Origin of the sequence: Dolichospermum sp. FACHB-1091, assembly GCF_014697585.1 — a bacterium.
Classification (GTDB): domain Bacteria; phylum Cyanobacteriota; class Cyanobacteriia; order Cyanobacteriales; family Nostocaceae; genus Dolichospermum.
The window spans coordinates 1-18178 of sequence record NZ_JACJSB010000049.1; the positions used below are offsets into that span (position 1 = coordinate 1).

Sequence of the window (18178 nt, forward strand, 5' to 3'; positions counted from 1 at the left end):
CAAAGCAATAGTGGCGCGATTTCTCTCACAGGCACAGGGAGTGGCACAGGATTCGGTATTAACCTGATTAATAGTGGCGCAATTACTAGCACCACAGGTAATATCAACCTATTGGCAAGCACCATCAACCTATCCGACACCGCCAGCATCACCACCGCAGGTAACGTATTTATCAACCAAGACAACGATGTTCCCGTTGCCGCAACCACCCTTGGCGCAACCGTCAACGTCACCGTAGGTAATCTATACCTCAATGACACCATAAAAGTTAACTACAACAGTAGCCTCAGTCGCTTTGACACCATTAACCTCACAGGTGCAGTAGACCTAGTTGGATCAGCCTTAAATCTTGATTTGACAGGCTATACCGCCCCCGCAGCAAACACCTTCTATACCCTCATCAACAACGATGGAACTGATGCTGTCACTGGCACATTTACAGGACTAGCCGAAGGAGCGCAAGTCGGAGTAGTCGGAGACGCTGGCATCTTTATTACCTACAAAGGTAATGCAACCAGTCCCAGCCTCGCTAATATTGGAACAGGTAACGATGTGCAACTCTACGTCAATCGTCGTCCCACAGACTTGAGTCTCAGTGCCAATAGCATCAATGAGAACGTTGCTGCCAATAGCCTGATTGGTACATTTAGCAGCACCGATCCTGACGCAGGTAGTACCTTTACTTATAGCTTTGTGAATGGCACAAATGACAACAGCGCCTTCACCATCAGTGGCAATCAACTACTGATCAACGCCTCCCCTAATTTTGAAGCCAAATCCAGCTATAGCATTCTAGTAAGGACAACCGACCAAGGTGGATTGAGCTATGACAAAGCCCTGACCATCAACATCAACGACATTAACGAAAATCCCAGCGTTTTCGGATTTAGCGCCGCCAACTACAGCGTTAACGAAGACGGAACCACTAGTTCAGCGATTACGATTAACCGCACCGCCAACACCACAGGTGCAGCCAGCGTCACCGTCAACTTGGGCGGAGGCACAGCCACAGCAACCACCGACTACAATAGCAGCCCGATTACAGTCAACTTTGCCGATGGTGAAACCAGCCAAACCGTAGTCGTTCCCATTGTCTTGGATAGCATCACCGAATCAGTAGAAACCGTGAATCTATCCCTAACTAACCCCACAGGCGCGGCTTATGGAGCCACATTAGGAGGATTCACCACTTCCGTACTGTCAATTGTTGATTTCTACAATCGCTCTACCAGCAATCAAAATGAAACGATTGTCGCTCCATCTGGTTCATCCGTAATCAATGTTTCAACTGGATCTGGTAATGACACCATTAACCTGACTAATAGAACAGGCAATGTATTTGCCTCAGCAGGTTTGGGCAACGATTCGATTTTTGGTGGATCAGGTAATGACGTTCTCAATGGCGGTGATGGCGACGACATAATCAAAGGCAATGCAGGTGTAGACCGTCTCTTTGGTGATGCTGGTAATGATACCCTCTATGGCGCTCTAGGCAACGACCAGCTTACAGGTGGAGCAGGTGCGGATATCTTCGCCCTAGAAACTGCATCGGGTAGCGACATCATTTTCGATTTCGTAAGTGGCACTGACAGTTTTGGTCTTACTGGTGCGCTTTCTTTTGATAGCCTCAGTTTTAACCAAAGTGGGGATCATACCCAGATTCTTTCTGGTGGTAGTCTTCTGGCCACCGTGCTAAATCTCGCGGCTTCGACGATTAATGCAGGTAATTTTGTTTCACTTCCTTAACTTTAATTTCTCAGAGGCAATATCATGACTAAACTCACTAAAATCTTCTCCGCTTTGGTTATCAGTTTCACCACCTATATCGCTGGGGCATCTTCAGCCGAGGCCATTTCTCTAAATCTTAGTTGGAATGCTAATGGGTTGTCGAATCCTGCTGACAATTATTCGTTAACTGGCACAGTTACTGGCGCTGACACCGGTTCTGACGGATTTATTCGGTCTATTGATGGCGAAATTACTGATTTCACTCTCAACTTTTTTAAAAATGGTACGCCTCTAGCTTCTTATAATTTTGCAAAGATCTCAGGTGATGGTCAGTATAACTTTAACTATGAAATCGCTGGTAACAGGATTTTGCAAGATGGAGCGTATAACACGCCGAATGGTTTTTCTATTGGTGATTCACAGACTAGTGGTTACTGGCTGGATTCATTAAACGGTACGGGCTTATCATATATTGGCAATAATGGACTTGAAGCTGCGTCTGGCGGAACTTTAACGGCTACGCCCGTACCTTTTGAGCCTAATGCTTCCATAGGGATCTTCACCCTCGGCGCGATGTGGGGCGTTAATCAATGGCGTAGAAATCTTCTCAAAAAGTAGAATGTCGATTATGCGGCGCGATGCGCCGCATTTCTTGTTTTAGCGGACATTTACAGACTTCCAATTAAAAAAATATCCCAAAATTTCTTGTGGTGCAGGCATCTTGCCCGGTAATAATATGAGGACGGGCAAGATGCCCATCCCACAAAATTATCCCGTTTTTAGTGTAGGGGAGTAGGGGACAGCAGGAGGAAAAATCGTCAAGTTACCCAGAACAGATACAAGCGCATATTCGCCCACAAAATTAGTAACTATCAATGCTCCTGTAAATTGGTAAAGTTAGGAAATCACAAAATATTAAATCATCAGATTTTGACTATTAAAACATGGGCAGCCAGAGAAAAATGTATTGGGAACTCGATTTTTACTCCCGTCCAATTTTGGACGAAAATCAGAAAAAAGTGTGGGAAATGTTAGTTTGTGAAAGTCCCGTAGATATTGGTACACCGACAGATACTCTGTTTCGCTATGCTAAATACTGCCCTAGTACCCAGGTAAATTCTGGTTGGTTGCGGACAGCAATACAGGAAGCTATAGAGAAAGCGGGTACAGTACCTACCAAAATCCGCTTTTTCCGTCGCCAAATGAATAACATGATTACAAAATCCTGCGAAGACGTGGGAATACCCGCAGCACCCAGTCGTCGTACCTTAGTGCTTAATCAATGGATACAGCAACGCATGGCAGAAGTTTATCCCCAAGAACCGGGATATCAGGGAGTGACTAATCCTTCGGTGCGTTTAGATAGACCTTTACCCCAGCGTTTACCAGATGCCTTAGAAGGGAAACAATGGACTTTTGTTACATTGCAAGCAAGTGATTTTGCTGATATGCCAGATTGGGAAATAGGCTTTGGTGAAGCCTTTCCCCTAGAATTGGCGCAATTGTCCCCAGAAACCCGCATTCCAGGGATTTTGATTTTCTCCCCCAGGGCTTTACCAATAGCCGCTTGGATGTCGGGTTTAGAAATGGCTTATTTGCGCTTTGATATCAGTAGTGGAAACAGATTGATTTTAGAAACTGGGGCTACGGAAAGTTGGGTTGTAGCTAATATCCGCACCCCCGAACTTTTAGCGGAAGCACAAGGCTTTGCTGTAGCCAAAGAACAAGCCAATGGAGTCCATTTTATCGGAGTCCAGTCCGATTCTCAATCCCAAGATTTTGCGGGCTTTTGGCTGTTACAAGAAATCAATTTGCCATGAGGGTACAAGCAGGGATAAGCTCTAAACTGGTGCAAATGAGTGTTTCTTATCTGTTCCCTGTTCCCTGTTCCCTGTTCACTTTTTTGTAACTGTTGATGACACGCTAATGGGATAATGATGAGCGAATATTAAGCGGCTTATATCCAAAATCCATAATTCATAAAGGGACATGGGTTCTGTAAATTTGTTACAACATACACTAGCGGAACAGTTACTAGAACTTGCCTTCAAATCTGGTGCTGAGGCGGCGGAGGTGTATCAATCAAGATCGCTTTCTAGACCGGTTTTTTTTGAGGCCAACCGTCTCAAACAAATAGAAACCAGTCAATCTGAAGGTACAGCCCTGCGGTTATGGCGGGATGGTTGTCCCGGTTTGACGGTAGCTTATGGTGATGTTGATCCCCAGGCTATGGTGGATAGATCTTTGGCACTGAGTCGCTTAAATCCACCAGAAGTAGTAGAATTAGGGAGTCATAGCGGCAAATCCTACCCGGATTTAGGCAAATCTGTATCTGTTGAAAGGTTGATTAATTGGGGTAAAGAGGCGATCGCTTTGATTCGTGATGTCTATCCAGATGTTCTTTGTCATAGTGAATGGGAATCTGATCTAGAGAACACCAGACTAATCAACAGCCAAGGTTTAGACTCTCATTACACTGATACCACACTTAGCTGCTATATGTCAGCAGAATGGGTCAGAGGTGATGATTTTCTCAATGTTGCTGATGGCCAAACCCAACGAGATCAACTTCACCCAGAGAAAGTAGCCAATCAAATTTTACAGCGTTTAAATTGGGCTAAGGAAAATGTTCCTAGTCCCAGTGGTCGTTGTCCTGTCTTGTTCACTTCCAAAGCAGCAGATATGCTGTGGGGAACTGTGCAAGCAGCTTTGAATGGTAAACACATCCTCGAAAAATCTTCTCCCTGGGTTGATAGGTTAGGTAAACCAGTAATTGCACCCACCCTGACCCTTTACCAAAACCCAGCCGCAGGTCCCTATAGCTGTCCTTTTGATGATGAAGGTCAACCTACCCAGTCATTAATATTTATCGAAAATGGAATTTTACGGAATTTTTATAGCGATCGCACTACGGGACAAAAATTAAACAGCGGCAGCACTGGTAATGGTTTCCGTCCTGGTTTAAGTAGTTATCCCACACCGGGGCTATTTAACTTCCTAATTCAACCTGGTGATCTTTCCTTATTAGACTTGATTAGAAAGATGGATGATGGCTTAATTATCGATCAAATGTTAGGTAGTTGTAGCGGACTATCTGGCGATTTTTCTATTAATGTTGACTTAGGATATCGGGTAAAAAACGGTCAAATAATTGGCCGGGTTAAGGATACAATGGTAGCAGGAAATGTGTACACAGCCCTGAAACAAGTGGTACAACTCGGTGGAGACGCAGATTGGAATGGTTCTTGTTATACACCATCACTGATAGTAGAAGGACTATCTATTACGGGGAAAAATAGTTAAAATGCCAATATTACCGCCTTTATGCGTCATCTTTTATATGCCCCAAATACCAAAGTAGCTATGGGTTGTTACCATACATTAGAAAGACCTAAATAATTTAAACCTTGTAGAGAGGAATTTACCTTTCTACAAGCTGTTTACCCAATTTTTAAAAGCCTTTAATGTCGCATTTCTTCCTATAGTTCTACTCTTCTGTAAAGATTCAGGAATAACTTCAATTAAAGGTAAATTAGGAAAATTTAAACTAGATTTTGATTCCACATAAACACCATTTTGTAAAAGATTAATTTGCAAAATTCCGTTTTCAAACCGCCATACTTCAGGAACTTGCAAACCTTGATATATATTCAAATGGGTACGGGAAGTAATATCAATTTCTAAAGCTAAATCTGGAGGAGGGTCAATTGTTAAATCCAATCTTTTTTTCCCCCGAATTACAGCCTCATTTTGAATATAAAAACATTGATCAGGTTCTATACCTTGTGCCATAAATTGATTTTTAAAGGTCGTAGAACCAAGACATCTAAACTCAATATTTAATTCTTCAAGTAAAGCCTTAACTAAATCACTAATAATTTCTTTATCAAATTGATGTTCTGCTAAAGGACTGATAATTTCTAATATTCCCCTATCATAAGCAATTCGCGCAGCCCGGTGTTCTCCCAATTCTGCAATAATTGTTTCTAATTCTTTCCAAGTCACATTTTCTAATATAACTCTTTGTCCTGGTGGTACATGAATGCGCTTTAATTCTAACAACATCATTGCCACTCCTTATAATTTGAATTTTTCAACATTATAACATCGGATATCCCCAACTTCTTCAAGATGTCGGGAATATAACCAACACCATGATATAATTATCAGGATATAATTAAATTAATCTTCACCATATCTACAAGGGTATGATTATTTGGCAACCAGGGCAACAAATTAATAACGGTAGATTTATCATTCAAGGTAAACCCTTGGGTAGTGGTGGTTTTGGGACTACCTACAAAGCCTTAGAACCTAGCACGGGTAAATTATACGCCATTAAAACCCTCAATCAGCAAATGCAATTGCAAGAGGACTTTGCAGAACAACAGGTTAAGTTTATTAACGAAGCCTTGACAATTAAAGGTTTTGATCATAAACATATTCTCAAAGTCCATGAAGTCATTCAAGCAGGTGAGCTTTTTGGCGTGGTGATGGAATATATTGATGGAGTAACTTTATTTCAATATATTAGACAAAAGGGACAACTTACCGAAAGCGAAGCACTATTATATATAGATCAAGTTGGTCAGGCTTTAGAATATATTCACGCTAAAGGTAGTTTACACCGGGACATTAAACCTGCAAATATTCTCTTACGTCAAAATAAACAAGAAGCGGTTTTAATTGATTTTGGTTTAACTCGCAGTATTGCTACTAAAAGTATGACAGCTTCTTTAACAGAAGGTTATGCACCTATTGAACAATATCGTCGCAAAGGGAGTTTTGGACCCCATACCGATGTTTATGCTTTAGCTGCTACTTTATATTATCTGCTGACGGCTGACGGACTCAACCAAGAGGGTGAATTTAGTCCCGTACCCGCGCAAAACCGGAAATATGATGATGAACCTTTACCAGCGCCAAGACATTATAATTCTCGCATTAGTCAGAGGGTGAATGATGCTATTTTAGCAGGGATGGAAATAGAACCGGAAAACCGGACTCCGACGGTGTTGAAGTTTCGGGAAAATTTGGGTTTGGTAAGAACCCCACCCCCTAACCCCCTCCCCGTAAGGGAAGTAAGAACCCCACCCCCTAACCCCCTCCCCGCAAGGGAAGTAAGAACCCCACCCCCTAACCCCCTCCCCGCAAGCGAGGAGGGGGAACTAAAATCATCCTGTGGAATGGACTACAGGAAACTGCGTGACTACCTCGCACAAGGGAAATGGAAGGAAGCAGACGAGGAAACAAGACGGGTAATGTTAGCAGTTGCGAAACGGGAAAAGGAAGGTTGGTTAGATGATAAAAGTATTGATAATTTTCACTGTGCAGACCTGAGTATTATTGATAAGTTGTGGGTAAAATACAGTGATGGTAAATTTGGTTTTTCTGTGCAGAAACGGATTTATCAAGGTTTCGGTGGAACGAGAGAATATAACAGCGAAATTTGGAGACAGTTCGGGGACAAGGTAGGATGGAGAAGAAAAAGCGGAGACTGGTTGTACTACAAAGATATTACTTTTGACAAGAAAGCACCAGAAGGCCACCTACCGGTATTGTGGTGTGACTATTGGGTGTTGGGTGCTGGGGTCGATATCTCTTCTCTCGCGTCGAGACTTGTAGACTGTAACATTTAAGGGTTACAGAAAATTATTAAGAATTGTAAACAAGTGATTTTGTACGAAGTTTGTAGGGTGCGTTAGGAGCGCGAAAAGATTATAAAATATACAAATAAATTAACTACGTGACGTAACGCACCATTAATATTGTCACAAATCAGGATAACCAGGATTAAAAGATTAACAGGATGGTAATTTATAGATGGTTTAAATTTTTCAAAAACAATCATTCAAAAACATCCTGAAAAATCCCCAAGTTCCCACCAAAAATCATCCAATAACATCCTGTAAATCTTCAAATCTTCGACATCCTGATATGGCTAACGCCACACTTCGCTATCAGACAAATAAATTAAATCCTAAATAACTATGTCAGCAAGAGATTTATTTCATCAAGCAGTTGTGAACGCATTATTAAAAGAACAATGGTTAATTACTCATGATCCTTTAGAGGTAGAATTAGAAGATACAACATTGAAAATTGATTTAGGTGCAGAAAGATTAATTGCAGCCGAAAAAGGAGAAGAAAAGATTGCTGTAGAAATTAAAAGTTTTGCTAGTAACTCAGCAGTAAGTGAATTTCATACAGCATTAGGACAATTTCTCAATTATCAAATAATGTTAGAAGAAACAGAATCACAAAGAGTATTATATTTAGCAGTTCCCGAAGAAACTTACAAATCCTTTTTTCAAACTCGACTTGCTAAAATAGCAGTAGAAAGACATAAAGTTAAAATCATAGTCTATAATCCAATAATGGAGGTAATTGTCAAATGGCAAATTTAGAAAATTATCGTCAATATATTCAAACTATACTCCAGGAACATAGTCAATTTAAACCTAAATATGATGAAATAGATAATGAATTGATTTTTGATACCATTCATGATCATTATCAATTGTTTCGTGTCGGTTGGAACGGTTTAACGCGGGTTTATCATAGTGTGATTCATTTTGACATTAAAAATAACAAAATCTGGATTCAACAAAATACCACAGAAACAGATTTAGCTCAAGAATTAGTCAATATGGGAGTACCAAAAGAGGATATTGTTTTTGGTTTACAACCACCATACAAACGTCCTTATACTGGTTATGGGGTAGCTTAATTTCTATTTTTCAAGATGTCGGGAATCTAACCAAGGCCATGATATTATTACCATGATATAATTCAATTAATCTTTACCATATCTACAAGGGTATGATTATTTGGCAACCAGGGCAACAAATTAATAACGGTAGATTTATCATTCAAGGTAAACCCTTGGGTAGTGGTGGTTTTGGGACTACCTACAAAGCCTTAGAACCCAGCACTGGTAAATTATACGCCATTAAAACCCTCAATGAGCAAATGCAATTGCAAGAGGACTTTGCAGAACAACAGGTTAAGTTTATTAACGAAGCCTTGACAATTAAAGGTTTTGATCATCAGCATATTCTCAAAGTCCATGAAGTTATTCAAGCAGGTGAGCTTTTTGGCGTGGTGATGGAATATATTGATGGAGTAACTTTATTTCAATATCTTCGACAAAAGGGACAACTTGCCGAAAGCGAAGCACTATTATATATAGATCAAATTGGTCAGGCTTTAGAATATATTCACGCTAAAGGTAGTTTACACCGGGACATTAAACCTGCAAATATTCTTTTACGTCAAAATAGACAAGAAGCGGTTTTAATTGATTTTGGTTTAACTCGCAGTATTGCAACTAAAAGTATGACAGCTTCTTTAACAGAAGGTTATGCACCTATTGAACAATATCGTCGCAAAGGGAGTTTTGGACCCCATACCGATGTTTATGCTTTAGCTGCTACTTTATATTATCTGCTCACGGCTGATGGACTCAACCAAGAGGGTGAATTTAGTCCAGTACCCGCACAAAACCGGAAATATGATGATGAACCTTTACCAGCGCCAAGACATTATAATTCTCGCATTAGTCAGAGGGTGAATGATGCTATTTTGCAGGGTATGGAAATAGAACCGGAACAGCGCACTCCAACGGTGTTGAAGTTTCGGGAAAATTTGGGTTTGGTAAGAACCCCACCCCCTAACCCCCTCCCCGCAAGGGAAGTAAGAACCCCACCCCCTAACCCCCTCCCCGTAAGGGAAGTAAGAACCCCACCCCCTAACCCCCTCCCCGCAAGCGAGGAGGGGGAACTAAAATCATCCTGTGGAATGGACTACAGGAAACTGCGTGACTACCTCGCACAAGGGAAATGGAAAGAAGCAGACGAGGAAACAATACGGGTAATGTTAGCAGTTGCGAAACGGGAAAAGGAAGGTTGGTTAGATGATAAAAGTATTGATAATTTCCCCTGTGAAGACCTGAGTATTATTGATAAGTTGTGGGTAAAATACAGTGATGGTAAGTTTGGTTTTTCTATCCAGAAACGAATTTATCAAAGTTTCGGTGGAACGAGAGAATATGATAGGGAAATATGGGAGAAGTTCGGGGACAAGGTAGGATGGAGAAAAGGAGGCCACTGGTTGTACTACAAAGATATTACTTTTGACAAGAAAGCACCAGAAGGCCACCTACCTAAATCTACCTTTATTCGACTGCACACTGCCTGGAAATGGATTAGACAATATCTTCTCTCGCGTCGAGACTTGTAGACTGTAACATTTAAGGGTTACAGAAAATTATTAAGTCTGAATCAGGATATCCAGGATTAAAGGATTTTCAGGATTGTGATACTATACATTACCTATCCTGAAAACCAACATAAATCATGTCATGTTTGATGAAATATTACAAAGAATAAGAGAAAAAATTACATCACTTCAATATGTAATGACACTTCATGCAGAAGAAGAAATGAACGATGATAACTTAACAATATATGATATTGAACAAAGTATCCTGAATGGTGAAATTATAGAACGTCAAAAAGACAGAATTACCGCAGAATCAAAATATCGCATTAGAGGAGTAACCACCGATGGTGTAGAAATTGAAATTATCACTAAACTCAGTCTGAGCGGAAAATTAGTTATCATTACAGTATATACAGTTTAAAATCAGGTAACAGAAATATGAAATGCGACATTTGTAATAGCGAAGGTGTACATATCCGCAACATTACCAGAACTTATGGGAAAGGAGAAGAATTACTAATAATTGAAAATCTACCTATTATTAGTTGTCCTCATTGCGGTGAAAGTTACATGACAGCAGAAACATTACATAAAATTGAACAAATTAAACTCAACCGCAAAAATCTTGCAGTTGCACGTTTTATAGATGTTGTAAGTTTGAGTGCGTAGAATGTGTTAGGAATGCGTTAATTGTCACAAATCAGGTGGTTATCGAGCGAAGTCGAGATAATATCCAGGATTAAAGGATGTACAGGATGGTAATTTATAGATGGTTTGTTTGGTGATGAAAGTTGTATTTGTCAGAATCAGGATAACCGGGATTAAAAGATTAACAGGATGGTAATTTATAGATGGTTTAAATTATTCAAAAACAATCATTCAAAAACATCCTGAAAAATCCCCAAGTTCCCACCAAAAATCATCCAATAACATCCTGTAAATCTTCAAATCCTGTACTTCGACTTACTTCGACAAGCTCAGTACAAGTCGCTCAGTAACCAGACATCCTGATTCAGACAAAATAAAATCATCAACTCCCTACCAAAAATCATCCAATCACATCCTGTAAATCTTACAATCCTGGTTATGCTGATTCAGAATATTACAGGATAAGATATAATCACATTGGCTAAATAATCAAAATAATCTATGAATACATTAGAACTTCGTGAACAAATCCAAGAATATGTTGAACAACTGTCCCCGGAAAAATTACTAGTAGCAGTTGATTTTTTAGCATATTTAGCAACAAGAGAAGATGATGCTACTCAAGAGTTATTAGAGATTGTAGGATTTAAAGAAAATTTTGATCATGCTAGAGAAAACGTAACACAAGGAAAGGTGATTGCTGTTGACCAACTTAAACGAAAATATTAATTATACTGTTGTTATTAGTATTGATGCAGGAGAGTTTTTTGAATCTGCTTCTGCTATCTTACAACGGAAGTTAGATAGATGTTTTGATCGTTTAAAAATTAATCCTCGTAATCATCCTAATATAAAATCTCTCAAAGGTGAGTTATCAGGTTATTCTCGTTATCGAGTAGGTGACTATAGAGTTATTTATGAAGTTAATGATGATTTAAAACTGGTAACAGTTGTTTTTATTGCCCATAGAAGTAAAGTTTATGAATAGCTTGTAGGGTGCGTTAGGATAACTAAAAGATTATAAAATATACAAATAAATTAACTACGGGACGTAACGCACCATTGATATTGTCACAAATCAGGATAACTAGGATTAAAGGATTAACAGGATGCTAATTTATAGATGGTTTAAATTATTCAAATATTCAAAAACAATTATTCAAAAACATCCTGAAAAAAACCAACTTCCAAAAAACAATCATCCAAGCACATCCTGTAAATCCTCAAATCCTGGACATCCTGATTCTGACAAATTAAAATATTAGTACATCACAGATAAAATCAATATCCCGAATAACTCAGACAAAAAATTATGACAATAGCTGACCAAATTTACGCACTTGTAAAAACCCTACCCCCAGCACAAGCTGAAGAAATTCTCAACTTTGCAGAATTTATCCGTAATAAACACCTCAACACTAATCAAAATATCAATAACTCTCAAAATCTCTCTTGGGAAGAATTAGTTTATTCACTAGCTGGAACTTGGAAAGATGATTTTCCCAGTTTAGAAGAAATTCGCAGCAGTACAGGAGAAGATGTTTTAAGGGAGAGTTTCTAAAATGTATGTTTTAGATACCAACACTTTAATTTACTATTTTAAAGGTCAGGGACAAGTTGCTGCAAATTTCGCTAAAATACCAAACCAAGAAATTTTAATTCCTACAATTGTTCTCTTTGAATTACAAGTAGGAATTGCTAAGTCAAATTCACCCGCAAAACGCACCCAACAACTGCAACAACTTTTAAACCGCATTAATTTAGTTGATTTTGATAGAGATGCTGCTTTTGCTGCTGCTAAAATTCGCGCTGACTTAGAACAAAAAGGAACTCCTATAGGTCCAATGGATGTTTTAATTGCTGGAATAGCTGTCACATTACAAGCAACTCTAGTTACTCACAATGTGGATGAATTTTCCAGAGTTTCAGGAATGACAATTGTGGACTGGTATTAACTATAATCAAGTTTAAAATTAGGTAACAGAAATATGAAATGCGACATTTGTAATAGCGAAGGTGTACATATCCGCAACGTTACCAGAACTTATGGGAAAGGAGAAGAATTACTAATAATTGAAAATCTACCTATTATTAGTTGTCTTCATTGCGGTGAAAGTTATATAACAGCAGAAACATTACATAGAAAAATATTTTTGGGTAAACAAAGCCCTATATATATGGGCGCACAGATTCCCACCATACTTAAACGATAACCGAAACTTGGAAACTTGTCAAGAGTATTTTTAATAATTTTCCCGTTTTTTATCCAACCTCCTCGCCAAAAATCCCCAACCTATGTAAAATAAGATATCTCTATAAAAAAATATCCAATATGCAATCTACTATTACCCTAACTATTACCACAGGGAAATTATCAGGAAAACAATATATATTCGACAGTCGCACGACTTGTTTAATTGGTAGAAATGATGATTGTTATTTATCAATACCCGATGAATTTGATAAACGGGTTTCTCGCTATCATTGTTTATTAGATATTAATCCTCCAGAAATCAGAATTAGAGATTTAGGAAGTTTAAATGGGACTTATATTAATAATACAAAAATTGGCGGTAGACAATCTCACCAAAATGCCGAAGAAGCTGCTAAATTAAACTTTCCTGAATACGATTTACAACATGGTGATCATATTACTGTAGGCGATACTGTTTTAAAAATTACCACTGAAATCAAACAAGCAGTTAATCAACCTCCTGATATTAAAACTCCACATTTTGTCAACCCAGAACCAAAAGCGAAAACAAGGCTTTTTGATGTCATTCAAAAACTAATCAAATTAGCGATAAGTGGAGAAAGAAATTTAAAAGCCTTACTCAACTATCAAATAATCAAATCTATTGGTAAAGGTGGTTTTGGAGAAGTTTATTTAGCGCAACATTCCCAAACTGGTAAATTTGTGGCGTTAAAAGTGATGTTACCTGCGGTTGCTGGAGATGATAAGTGTGTGCAAATGTTTCTCCGGTAAATCGAAAATATGAAAGCTTTAAAACATCCCCATGTGGTGGAATTATTAGATTATGGTTATGCAGAAAACCTATTTTTCCTAGTTATGGAATATTACGAAGGTGGCAATGTTTATGATTTAATGCAGCAATTAGGAGGAAAATTACCTGTAGATATGGCTATGGGAATTATCATCGAAGTTTTAGACGGTTTAACATATACTCACAATGCCGAAATTCCTTATGTTAAATTAGCTAATGGTAGTTTTGGTAAAGGTAAAGGTTTAGTTCACCGTGATTTAAAACCAAGTAATATTTTTCTCTCTAATATTAATGGTAAATTAACAGCAAAAATCGGTGATTATGGTTTAGCCAAATCCTTCGATTTAGCTGGTTTAAGTGGACAAACTTTCACAAAAATGATCGGAGGAACACCCGGTTTTATTCCTCGTCAACAAGTGCTTAAATTTAAAGAATCTCAACCTGATGTAGATGTTTGGGCGAGTGCAGCTTGTTTGTATAATATGTTAACAGGATATTTTCCCCGCAACTTTACAAAAGATCCTTTTATAGATGTGTTAGAAAATGATCCTGTACCTATTCTCCAACGTAATCGCAATATCCCCAAAAAATTAGCCCAAGTGATAGATTTAGCTTTAATTGAAAAGCCACAAATCTATTTTGATAGGGCTGATAGCGAAGCGTGGCGTTAGCCATAAAATTCAAGGAAGCGTTAATTAAAATTTAAACTTAAAATCTATGATTTCCCTGGCATTGCTAACGCAGTATTTTCGGAACTTTTGGCAACCTAGAAAGGGTTTAGCGATGGCCGAAGCTTGTATAATTGGGATAGTGGCTGCTTTATCTGCGGTATTACTCAAACAGGGTTCAGGGTGGTTGGGAACATGGAGGGTACATACAACTCACATACTACCACCATTGATCACTCTACCAGTTATTGGTATTAGTTTGGGTTTTCTCTCTGGTTGGTTAGTGCAAAGGTTAGCGCCGGAGGCATCTGGTAGCGGCATTCCCCAAGTTAAGGCGGCTTTAGGTAATGTACCAATTACATTATCATGGAGAGTAGCTTTTGTCAAGTTAATTAGCGCCATCATTTCCTTGGGTTCGGGCTTAACCTTGGGAAGACAAGGTCCTACAGTCCAAGTGGGTGCGGGTTTAGCAGCGGGAATGAGTCGTTTAGTTCCCACCTCCCCAGACCACCGGAGACAAATGATAGCAGCGGGTGCTGGGGCGGGGTTAGCGGCGGCTTTTAATGCACCTTTAGCAGGGGTATTATTTATTATTGAAGAGTTATTACAAGATTTATCTGGTTTAACCTTGGGAACGGCTATTATTGCTTCCTTTATTGGAGGTGTGATTTCCCGGTGGTTGGGTGGCGGTAGTTTGCAATTAGACTTAAAACTAATTGATCATTCTAGCACTTTTTCTCTATTAGAAATTCCTATTTTATTAATTTTGGGAATTTTCATCGGTTTATTAGCGGCTTTATTTAGCAAGGGATTAATTTTTAGTATTCAAATTTATCGCCGTTTACATATTAGTTTACCTTTACGAGTGGCTTTAGCTGGTTTGGCTTCTGGTTTGATTATTGCTTTACTTCCTGAATATTTTCGAGATAATACAGGTTTGCGAGAGTTTATGATCACTGGTGAAGCAAATATTCCCGTAGCAGGAATTGCCTTTATCGCCCAATTTATTTTAACATTAATTGCCTTTGGTTCAGGTGCGCCCGGAGGAATATTTGCCCCTAGTTTAATTTTAGGTTCTTGTTTAGGTCATATTATTGGTGTCTGTCAATTGCAAATATTTGGCATTGGTTCACCTACCACCTACGCATTAGCAGGAATGGGGGGATTTTTTAGTGCGGTTTCTAAAGTTCCCATAACTGCAATTGTCATTGTTTTTGAAATGACCACAGATTTTAATTTAGTATTACCTTTAATGGTGGTATCTGTCACATCTTACTTAGTTTCTGATAAAGTTTTTCCCGGTTCACTTTATGATAAACTATTAAAATTAAATGGCATTGTTATTAAGAAAGATAATGTCAATGCAGGTATATTAACACAATTAACAGCCCAGGATGTCATGCAGCAGATAGTGGAAACCTTAGAAGCAGACATGACAGGAGATGAGGTGATTAAAGCTTTTTCTCGTTCCCATCATCGGGGATTTCCTGTGGTAGAAAATAATAAATTAGTAGGATTAGTTTCCCAAACAGATTTACAGAAAATCCGTAATCATCTTTTACCAAAGGAAACTTTTTTAAAAGAGATTATGACACCTCAACCAGTGACAGTTACACCCATAAATAGCCTCAGTCATGTTCTCTATTTATTAGATAGATATAAAATTAGTCGTTTACCTGTAGTAGAGGGAAAAAAATTAATTGGGATTATTACCCGTGCTGATATTATTCGTGCAGAAGCAGAACATTTAAATGGGGAAAATGGGGTGAGAAGTCCTATAGTAGAACCTTCTTATTTAGTTTACCAAACAAGATCCCCTAGTATTGGCAGAGGTAGATTATTAGTCACCATTGCTAACCCAGAAACCGCCGTCACTTTATTAGAAATGGCTGCGGCTATTGCCCGCGATCGCCATTATGAAATAGAATGTTTACAAGTTATTTTGGTATCTCGTCACATTTCCCCAGCAGAAACCCCAGTCAACACTACAAACAGTCGTCGCTTACTCCGACAAGCGGAAAGTTTAGCCAAAAAACAGCATATTCCCATTCATACCCAAATTCGTGTCGCCCATGATGTCGCCCAAGCAATTTTAGAAACTACCAAGGAAAGACATATAGATTTAATTTTCATGGGTTGGAAAGGAAATACATCTACCCCAGGACGGATTTTTGGTAATGTGGTAGATACCATTATTCGTCAAGCTAATTGTGATGTTGTTTTAGTAAAATTAGGTAGTAATTTTCATTCTCTCCAACAATTAAAACGGTGGTTAGTTCCCATGGCCGGGGGACCAAATGCACCCATAGCCATTAAATTATTACCATCTTTAGTCACATTGGGAAATAAAACAGAAATTCGTTTGACTCAAGTAGTCAAACCTGGAGAATTTGCACCAGATATGACGGTTTTAGAAGAATCTACCCGTCAATTAATGCGTCACCGCAATTTACATAGTACCGTTGTTGCCGCATCTTTACAAGCTAATTCTGTGGCGGCTGGAGTCATTGAGTTAGTCCAAGCTGAAGACTTTGATATTGTGATTTTAGGCGCTTCCCGTGAGGGATTATTACAACAAGCAATTCAAGGTAATATTCCTGAAGCCATAGCTTCAGGTGTTAACAGTACGGTCATTTTGGTTAGTAGTGCTATTCGGGAATAGAAAACATGAATTTGTCTCATGTAAAGGCGCGAATAATAAGAGTTAGAGAGATTTTTGAGATCTTACCCACCCTACTAATACAACAGTTCCCGGTATTATGAAGTACAGATACAGCACTTCCCGATGTTATGAGGTATAAGAACCCCACCCCCAACCCCCTCCCCGCAAGCGAGGAGGGGGCTTACAGCAGTTTTCATCTATTTAAACCAGACTTTGATTACCTTCTTCCTTTGCGCCTTCCTTACTTTGCGCCTACCCTTCCGGATCTCTAAGAGAGATTGCGCGAAACAAAAACCGTGGTCTATTTACCTGAAATTTGCTGTAATATGTACCTCATAAGAGCGGAAACCCCTGTATTAATGATAAAACTCTTGTGGTGCGGGCATCTTGCCCGCATAAGGTGTATCTTACTCAAGCTGAACTTGCTGTATGTTACTATTCCCTATGCCAAAAAGCAAAAATCATGCCCACAATAAAACCACCAAGGTGCGCCCAGTAAGCAACTCCTCCGGTTTCTACACTCATGTTAGCTGCTGTTTGCAGACTAGTAAAACCAGAAATCAGATTTTGGAGAAAGAAAATGCCAATAATTACCAATGCAGGAACATTAATTGTAGTGATAAAAAAACCTAAAAAGATTAAAGTGGTAATTCTGGCGCGAGGAAACCAGATTAAATATGCACCTAAAACACCAGAAATAGCTCCACTTGCTCCCAAGGAAGGAATAATAGAGTTGATACCAATAAACCATTGACATAAAGCGGCCAATGCACCGCAAGTTAAATAAAAAAATAGATATTTTAAATGTCCTAAACGGTCTTCAATATTATTACCAAAAACCCAAAGATAGATCATATTTGATATTAAGTGCCACCAACCTCCATGTAAAAATTGAGAAGTAAATAAGGTTGTCCATTCACCACTCCAGTTAGTAGTTAATTGTTCAGGTATGACAGCATACAATTGGAAGAACTGTTCTAGTTGTGTATTTGATAAACTTACTTCATGGAGAAACACTAGAACATTCATTCCTATTAACCCATAGGTAAAATATGGGGTAATTCGGGTCGGATTTTCATCATAGAGAGGAAACACAAATGTTATTCCTAATTATTGTTAATGACACTTTGACCGATACTTTTTCGCTAACTAATGCTAACAAATACATAAGTTGAGATTGTCTCTCAACCAAGGCGTATCAACCAATGCACGAAGATAAATTCCTCGCGCACCATTCAAATCTC

Annotated in this window: 20 protein-coding genes; 18 read left to right on the top strand and 2 right to left on the bottom strand. The window is 38.8% G+C overall.

Going from position 1 to position 18178, the window contains the following annotated elements; genetic code table 11:
* The 4 genes from H6G25_RS20290 to H6G25_RS20305 all read left to right on the top strand — a co-directional run.
* Positions 1 to 1746: Calx-beta domain-containing protein (locus H6G25_RS20290; RefSeq protein ID WP_277881763.1), on the top strand; the 1746-nt coding region annotated here is incomplete at its 5' end.
* Between the two features lie 24 nt (positions 1747 to 1770).
* A complete protein-coding gene (locus tag H6G25_RS20295; protein ID WP_190394045.1) occupies positions 1771 to 2346 on the top strand; it encodes a hypothetical protein in 576 nt (191 codons plus the stop codon).
* A 326-nt stretch (positions 2347 to 2672) separates the two neighbouring features.
* Positions 2673 to 3548 carry a Tab2/Atab2 family RNA-binding protein gene (locus tag H6G25_RS20300; RefSeq protein WP_190394046.1) on the top strand — a complete coding sequence of 292 codons (876 nt, stop codon included), beginning with the start codon at positions 2673 to 2675 and terminating at the stop codon, positions 3546 to 3548.
* 169 nt (positions 3549 to 3717) lie between these two features.
* Positions 3718 to 5031, top strand: a complete 1314-nt coding sequence (locus H6G25_RS20305; protein ID WP_190394047.1) for a TldD/PmbA family protein — start codon at positions 3718 to 3720, stop codon at positions 5029 to 5031.
* Positions 5032 to 5157: 126 nt separating this feature from the next.
* Here the strand turns inward: H6G25_RS20305 and H6G25_RS20310 are convergent, their stop codons facing one another.
* Positions 5158 to 5793: a Uma2 family endonuclease gene (locus tag H6G25_RS20310; protein ID WP_190394052.1), complete on the bottom strand. Its 636-nt coding sequence runs from the start codon at positions 5791 to 5793 to the stop codon at positions 5158 to 5160.
* A 143-nt stretch (positions 5794 to 5936) separates the two neighbouring features.
* Between H6G25_RS20310 and H6G25_RS20315 the strand changes: the two genes are divergently transcribed.
* The 14 genes from H6G25_RS20315 to H6G25_RS20375 all read left to right on the top strand — a co-directional run bounded on the left by H6G25_RS20315 (position 5937) and on the right by H6G25_RS20375 (position 16934).
* Positions 5937 to 7367 carry a serine/threonine-protein kinase gene (locus tag H6G25_RS20315; protein ID WP_242035043.1) on the top strand — a complete coding sequence of 477 codons (1431 nt, stop codon included), beginning with the start codon at positions 5937 to 5939 and terminating at the stop codon, positions 7365 to 7367.
* Between the two features lie 351 nt (positions 7368 to 7718).
* Positions 7719 to 8135, top strand: coding sequence for a XisH family protein (locus H6G25_RS20320; protein ID WP_028082186.1), 417 nt, complete (start codon positions 7719 to 7721; stop codon positions 8133 to 8135).
* On the top strand, positions 8123 to 8458 hold the full coding sequence (locus H6G25_RS20325) for a XisI protein (RefSeq protein WP_028082185.1): 336 nt from the start codon (positions 8123 to 8125) through the stop codon (positions 8456 to 8458). Before H6G25_RS20320 ends, H6G25_RS20325 begins: the two co-directional genes overlap by 13 nt.
* Before the next feature lie 92 nt (positions 8459 to 8550).
* Positions 8551 to 9969, top strand: a complete 1419-nt coding sequence (locus H6G25_RS20330) for a serine/threonine-protein kinase (RefSeq protein WP_242035044.1) — start codon at positions 8551 to 8553, stop codon at positions 9967 to 9969.
* Between the two features lie 178 nt (positions 9970 to 10147).
* Positions 10148 to 10372, top strand: coding sequence for a DUF4258 domain-containing protein (locus H6G25_RS20335; protein ID WP_196803142.1), 225 nt, complete (start codon positions 10148 to 10150; stop codon positions 10370 to 10372).
* A gap of 17 nt (positions 10373 to 10389) precedes the next feature.
* Entirely contained in the window at positions 10390 to 10620 is a 231-nt protein-coding gene (locus H6G25_RS20340; RefSeq protein WP_027403867.1) for a type II toxin-antitoxin system MqsA family antitoxin, read from the top strand.
* 480 nt (positions 10621 to 11100) lie between these two features.
* Positions 11101 to 11328, top strand: a complete 228-nt coding sequence (locus H6G25_RS20345) for a hypothetical protein (protein WP_190394048.1) — start codon at positions 11101 to 11103, stop codon at positions 11326 to 11328.
* Positions 11303 to 11587 carry a type II toxin-antitoxin system RelE/ParE family toxin gene (locus tag H6G25_RS20350; protein WP_190394049.1) on the top strand — a complete coding sequence of 95 codons (285 nt, stop codon included), beginning with the start codon at positions 11303 to 11305 and terminating at the stop codon, positions 11585 to 11587. The genes H6G25_RS20345 and H6G25_RS20350 overlap by 26 nt, the downstream gene beginning before the upstream one ends.
* Before the next feature lie 324 nt (positions 11588 to 11911).
* Positions 11912 to 12160, top strand: coding sequence for a DUF2281 domain-containing protein (locus H6G25_RS20355; RefSeq protein ID WP_028082181.1), 249 nt, complete (start codon positions 11912 to 11914; stop codon positions 12158 to 12160).
* Position 12161: 1 nt separating this feature from the next.
* Complete coding sequence (locus tag H6G25_RS20360; RefSeq protein ID WP_028082180.1) at positions 12162 to 12554, top strand: type II toxin-antitoxin system VapC family toxin; 393 nt, start codon at positions 12162 to 12164, stop codon at positions 12552 to 12554.
* Between the two features lie 33 nt (positions 12555 to 12587).
* Positions 12588 to 12812, top strand: a complete 225-nt coding sequence (locus H6G25_RS20365) for a YgiT-type zinc finger protein (protein ID WP_071604771.1) — start codon at positions 12588 to 12590, stop codon at positions 12810 to 12812.
* A 119-nt stretch (positions 12813 to 12931) separates the two neighbouring features.
* Positions 12932 to 13585 carry an FHA domain-containing protein gene (locus H6G25_RS21420; RefSeq protein WP_242035045.1) on the top strand — a complete coding sequence of 218 codons (654 nt, stop codon included), beginning with the start codon at positions 12932 to 12934 and terminating at the stop codon, positions 13583 to 13585.
* A gap of 9 nt (positions 13586 to 13594) precedes the next feature.
* Positions 13595 to 14275, top strand: coding sequence for a serine/threonine-protein kinase (locus H6G25_RS21425; protein ID WP_242035046.1), 681 nt, complete (start codon positions 13595 to 13597; stop codon positions 14273 to 14275).
* A 46-nt stretch (positions 14276 to 14321) separates the two neighbouring features.
* Positions 14322 to 16934, top strand: coding sequence for a chloride channel protein (locus H6G25_RS20375; protein WP_190394050.1), 2613 nt, complete (start codon positions 14322 to 14324; stop codon positions 16932 to 16934).
* Positions 16935 to 17369: 435 nt separating this feature from the next.
* Here H6G25_RS20375 and H6G25_RS20380 read toward each other — a convergent pair whose 3' ends face one another.
* A complete protein-coding gene (locus H6G25_RS20380; protein WP_190394051.1) occupies positions 17370 to 18029 on the bottom strand; it encodes a rhomboid family intramembrane serine protease in 660 nt (219 codons plus the stop codon).
* Positions 18030 to 18178 lie beyond the last annotated feature (149 nt).

Bases quoted from the DNA above. Each gene is read 5' to 3' on its own strand.
- H6G25_RS20310 (WP_190394052.1), bottom strand. From the start codon at position 5,793: ATGTTGTTAGAATTAAAGCGCATTCATGTACCACCAGGACAAAGAGTT.
- H6G25_RS20325 (WP_028082185.1), top strand. From the start codon at position 8,123: ATGGCAAATTTAGAAAATTATCGTCAATATATTCAAACTATACTCCAG.
- H6G25_RS20300 (WP_190394046.1), top strand. From the start codon at position 2,673: ATGGGCAGCCAGAGAAAAATGTATTGGGAACTCGATTTTTACTCCCGT.
- H6G25_RS20375 (WP_190394050.1), top strand. From the start codon at position 14,322: ATGATTTCCCTGGCATTGCTAACGCAGTATTTTCGGAACTTTTGGCAA.
- H6G25_RS21420 (WP_242035045.1), top strand. From the start codon at position 12,932: ATGCAATCTACTATTACCCTAACTATTACCACAGGGAAATTATCAGGA.
- H6G25_RS20295 (WP_190394045.1), top strand. From the start codon at position 1,771: ATGACTAAACTCACTAAAATCTTCTCCGCTTTGGTTATCAGTTTCACC.
- H6G25_RS20330 (WP_242035044.1), top strand. From the start codon at position 8,551: ATGATTATTTGGCAACCAGGGCAACAAATTAATAACGGTAGATTTATC.
- H6G25_RS20340 (WP_027403867.1), top strand. From the start codon at position 10,390: ATGAAATGCGACATTTGTAATAGCGAAGGTGTACATATCCGCAACATT.
- H6G25_RS20360 (WP_028082180.1), top strand. From the start codon at position 12,162: ATGTATGTTTTAGATACCAACACTTTAATTTACTATTTTAAAGGTCAG.
- H6G25_RS20320 (WP_028082186.1), top strand. From the start codon at position 7,719: ATGTCAGCAAGAGATTTATTTCATCAAGCAGTTGTGAACGCATTATTA.
- H6G25_RS20315 (WP_242035043.1), top strand. From the start codon at position 5,937: ATGATTATTTGGCAACCAGGGCAACAAATTAATAACGGTAGATTTATC.
- H6G25_RS20345 (WP_190394048.1), top strand. From the start codon at position 11,101: ATGAATACATTAGAACTTCGTGAACAAATCCAAGAATATGTTGAACAA.
- H6G25_RS20335 (WP_196803142.1), top strand. From the start codon at position 10,148: ATGACACTTCATGCAGAAGAAGAAATGAACGATGATAACTTAACAATA.
- H6G25_RS21425 (WP_242035046.1), top strand. From the start codon at position 13,595: ATGAAAGCTTTAAAACATCCCCATGTGGTGGAATTATTAGATTATGGT.
- H6G25_RS20365 (WP_071604771.1), top strand. From the start codon at position 12,588: ATGAAATGCGACATTTGTAATAGCGAAGGTGTACATATCCGCAACGTT.
- H6G25_RS20305 (WP_190394047.1), top strand. From the start codon at position 3,718: ATGGGTTCTGTAAATTTGTTACAACATACACTAGCGGAACAGTTACTA.
- H6G25_RS20355 (WP_028082181.1), top strand. From the start codon at position 11,912: ATGACAATAGCTGACCAAATTTACGCACTTGTAAAAACCCTACCCCCA.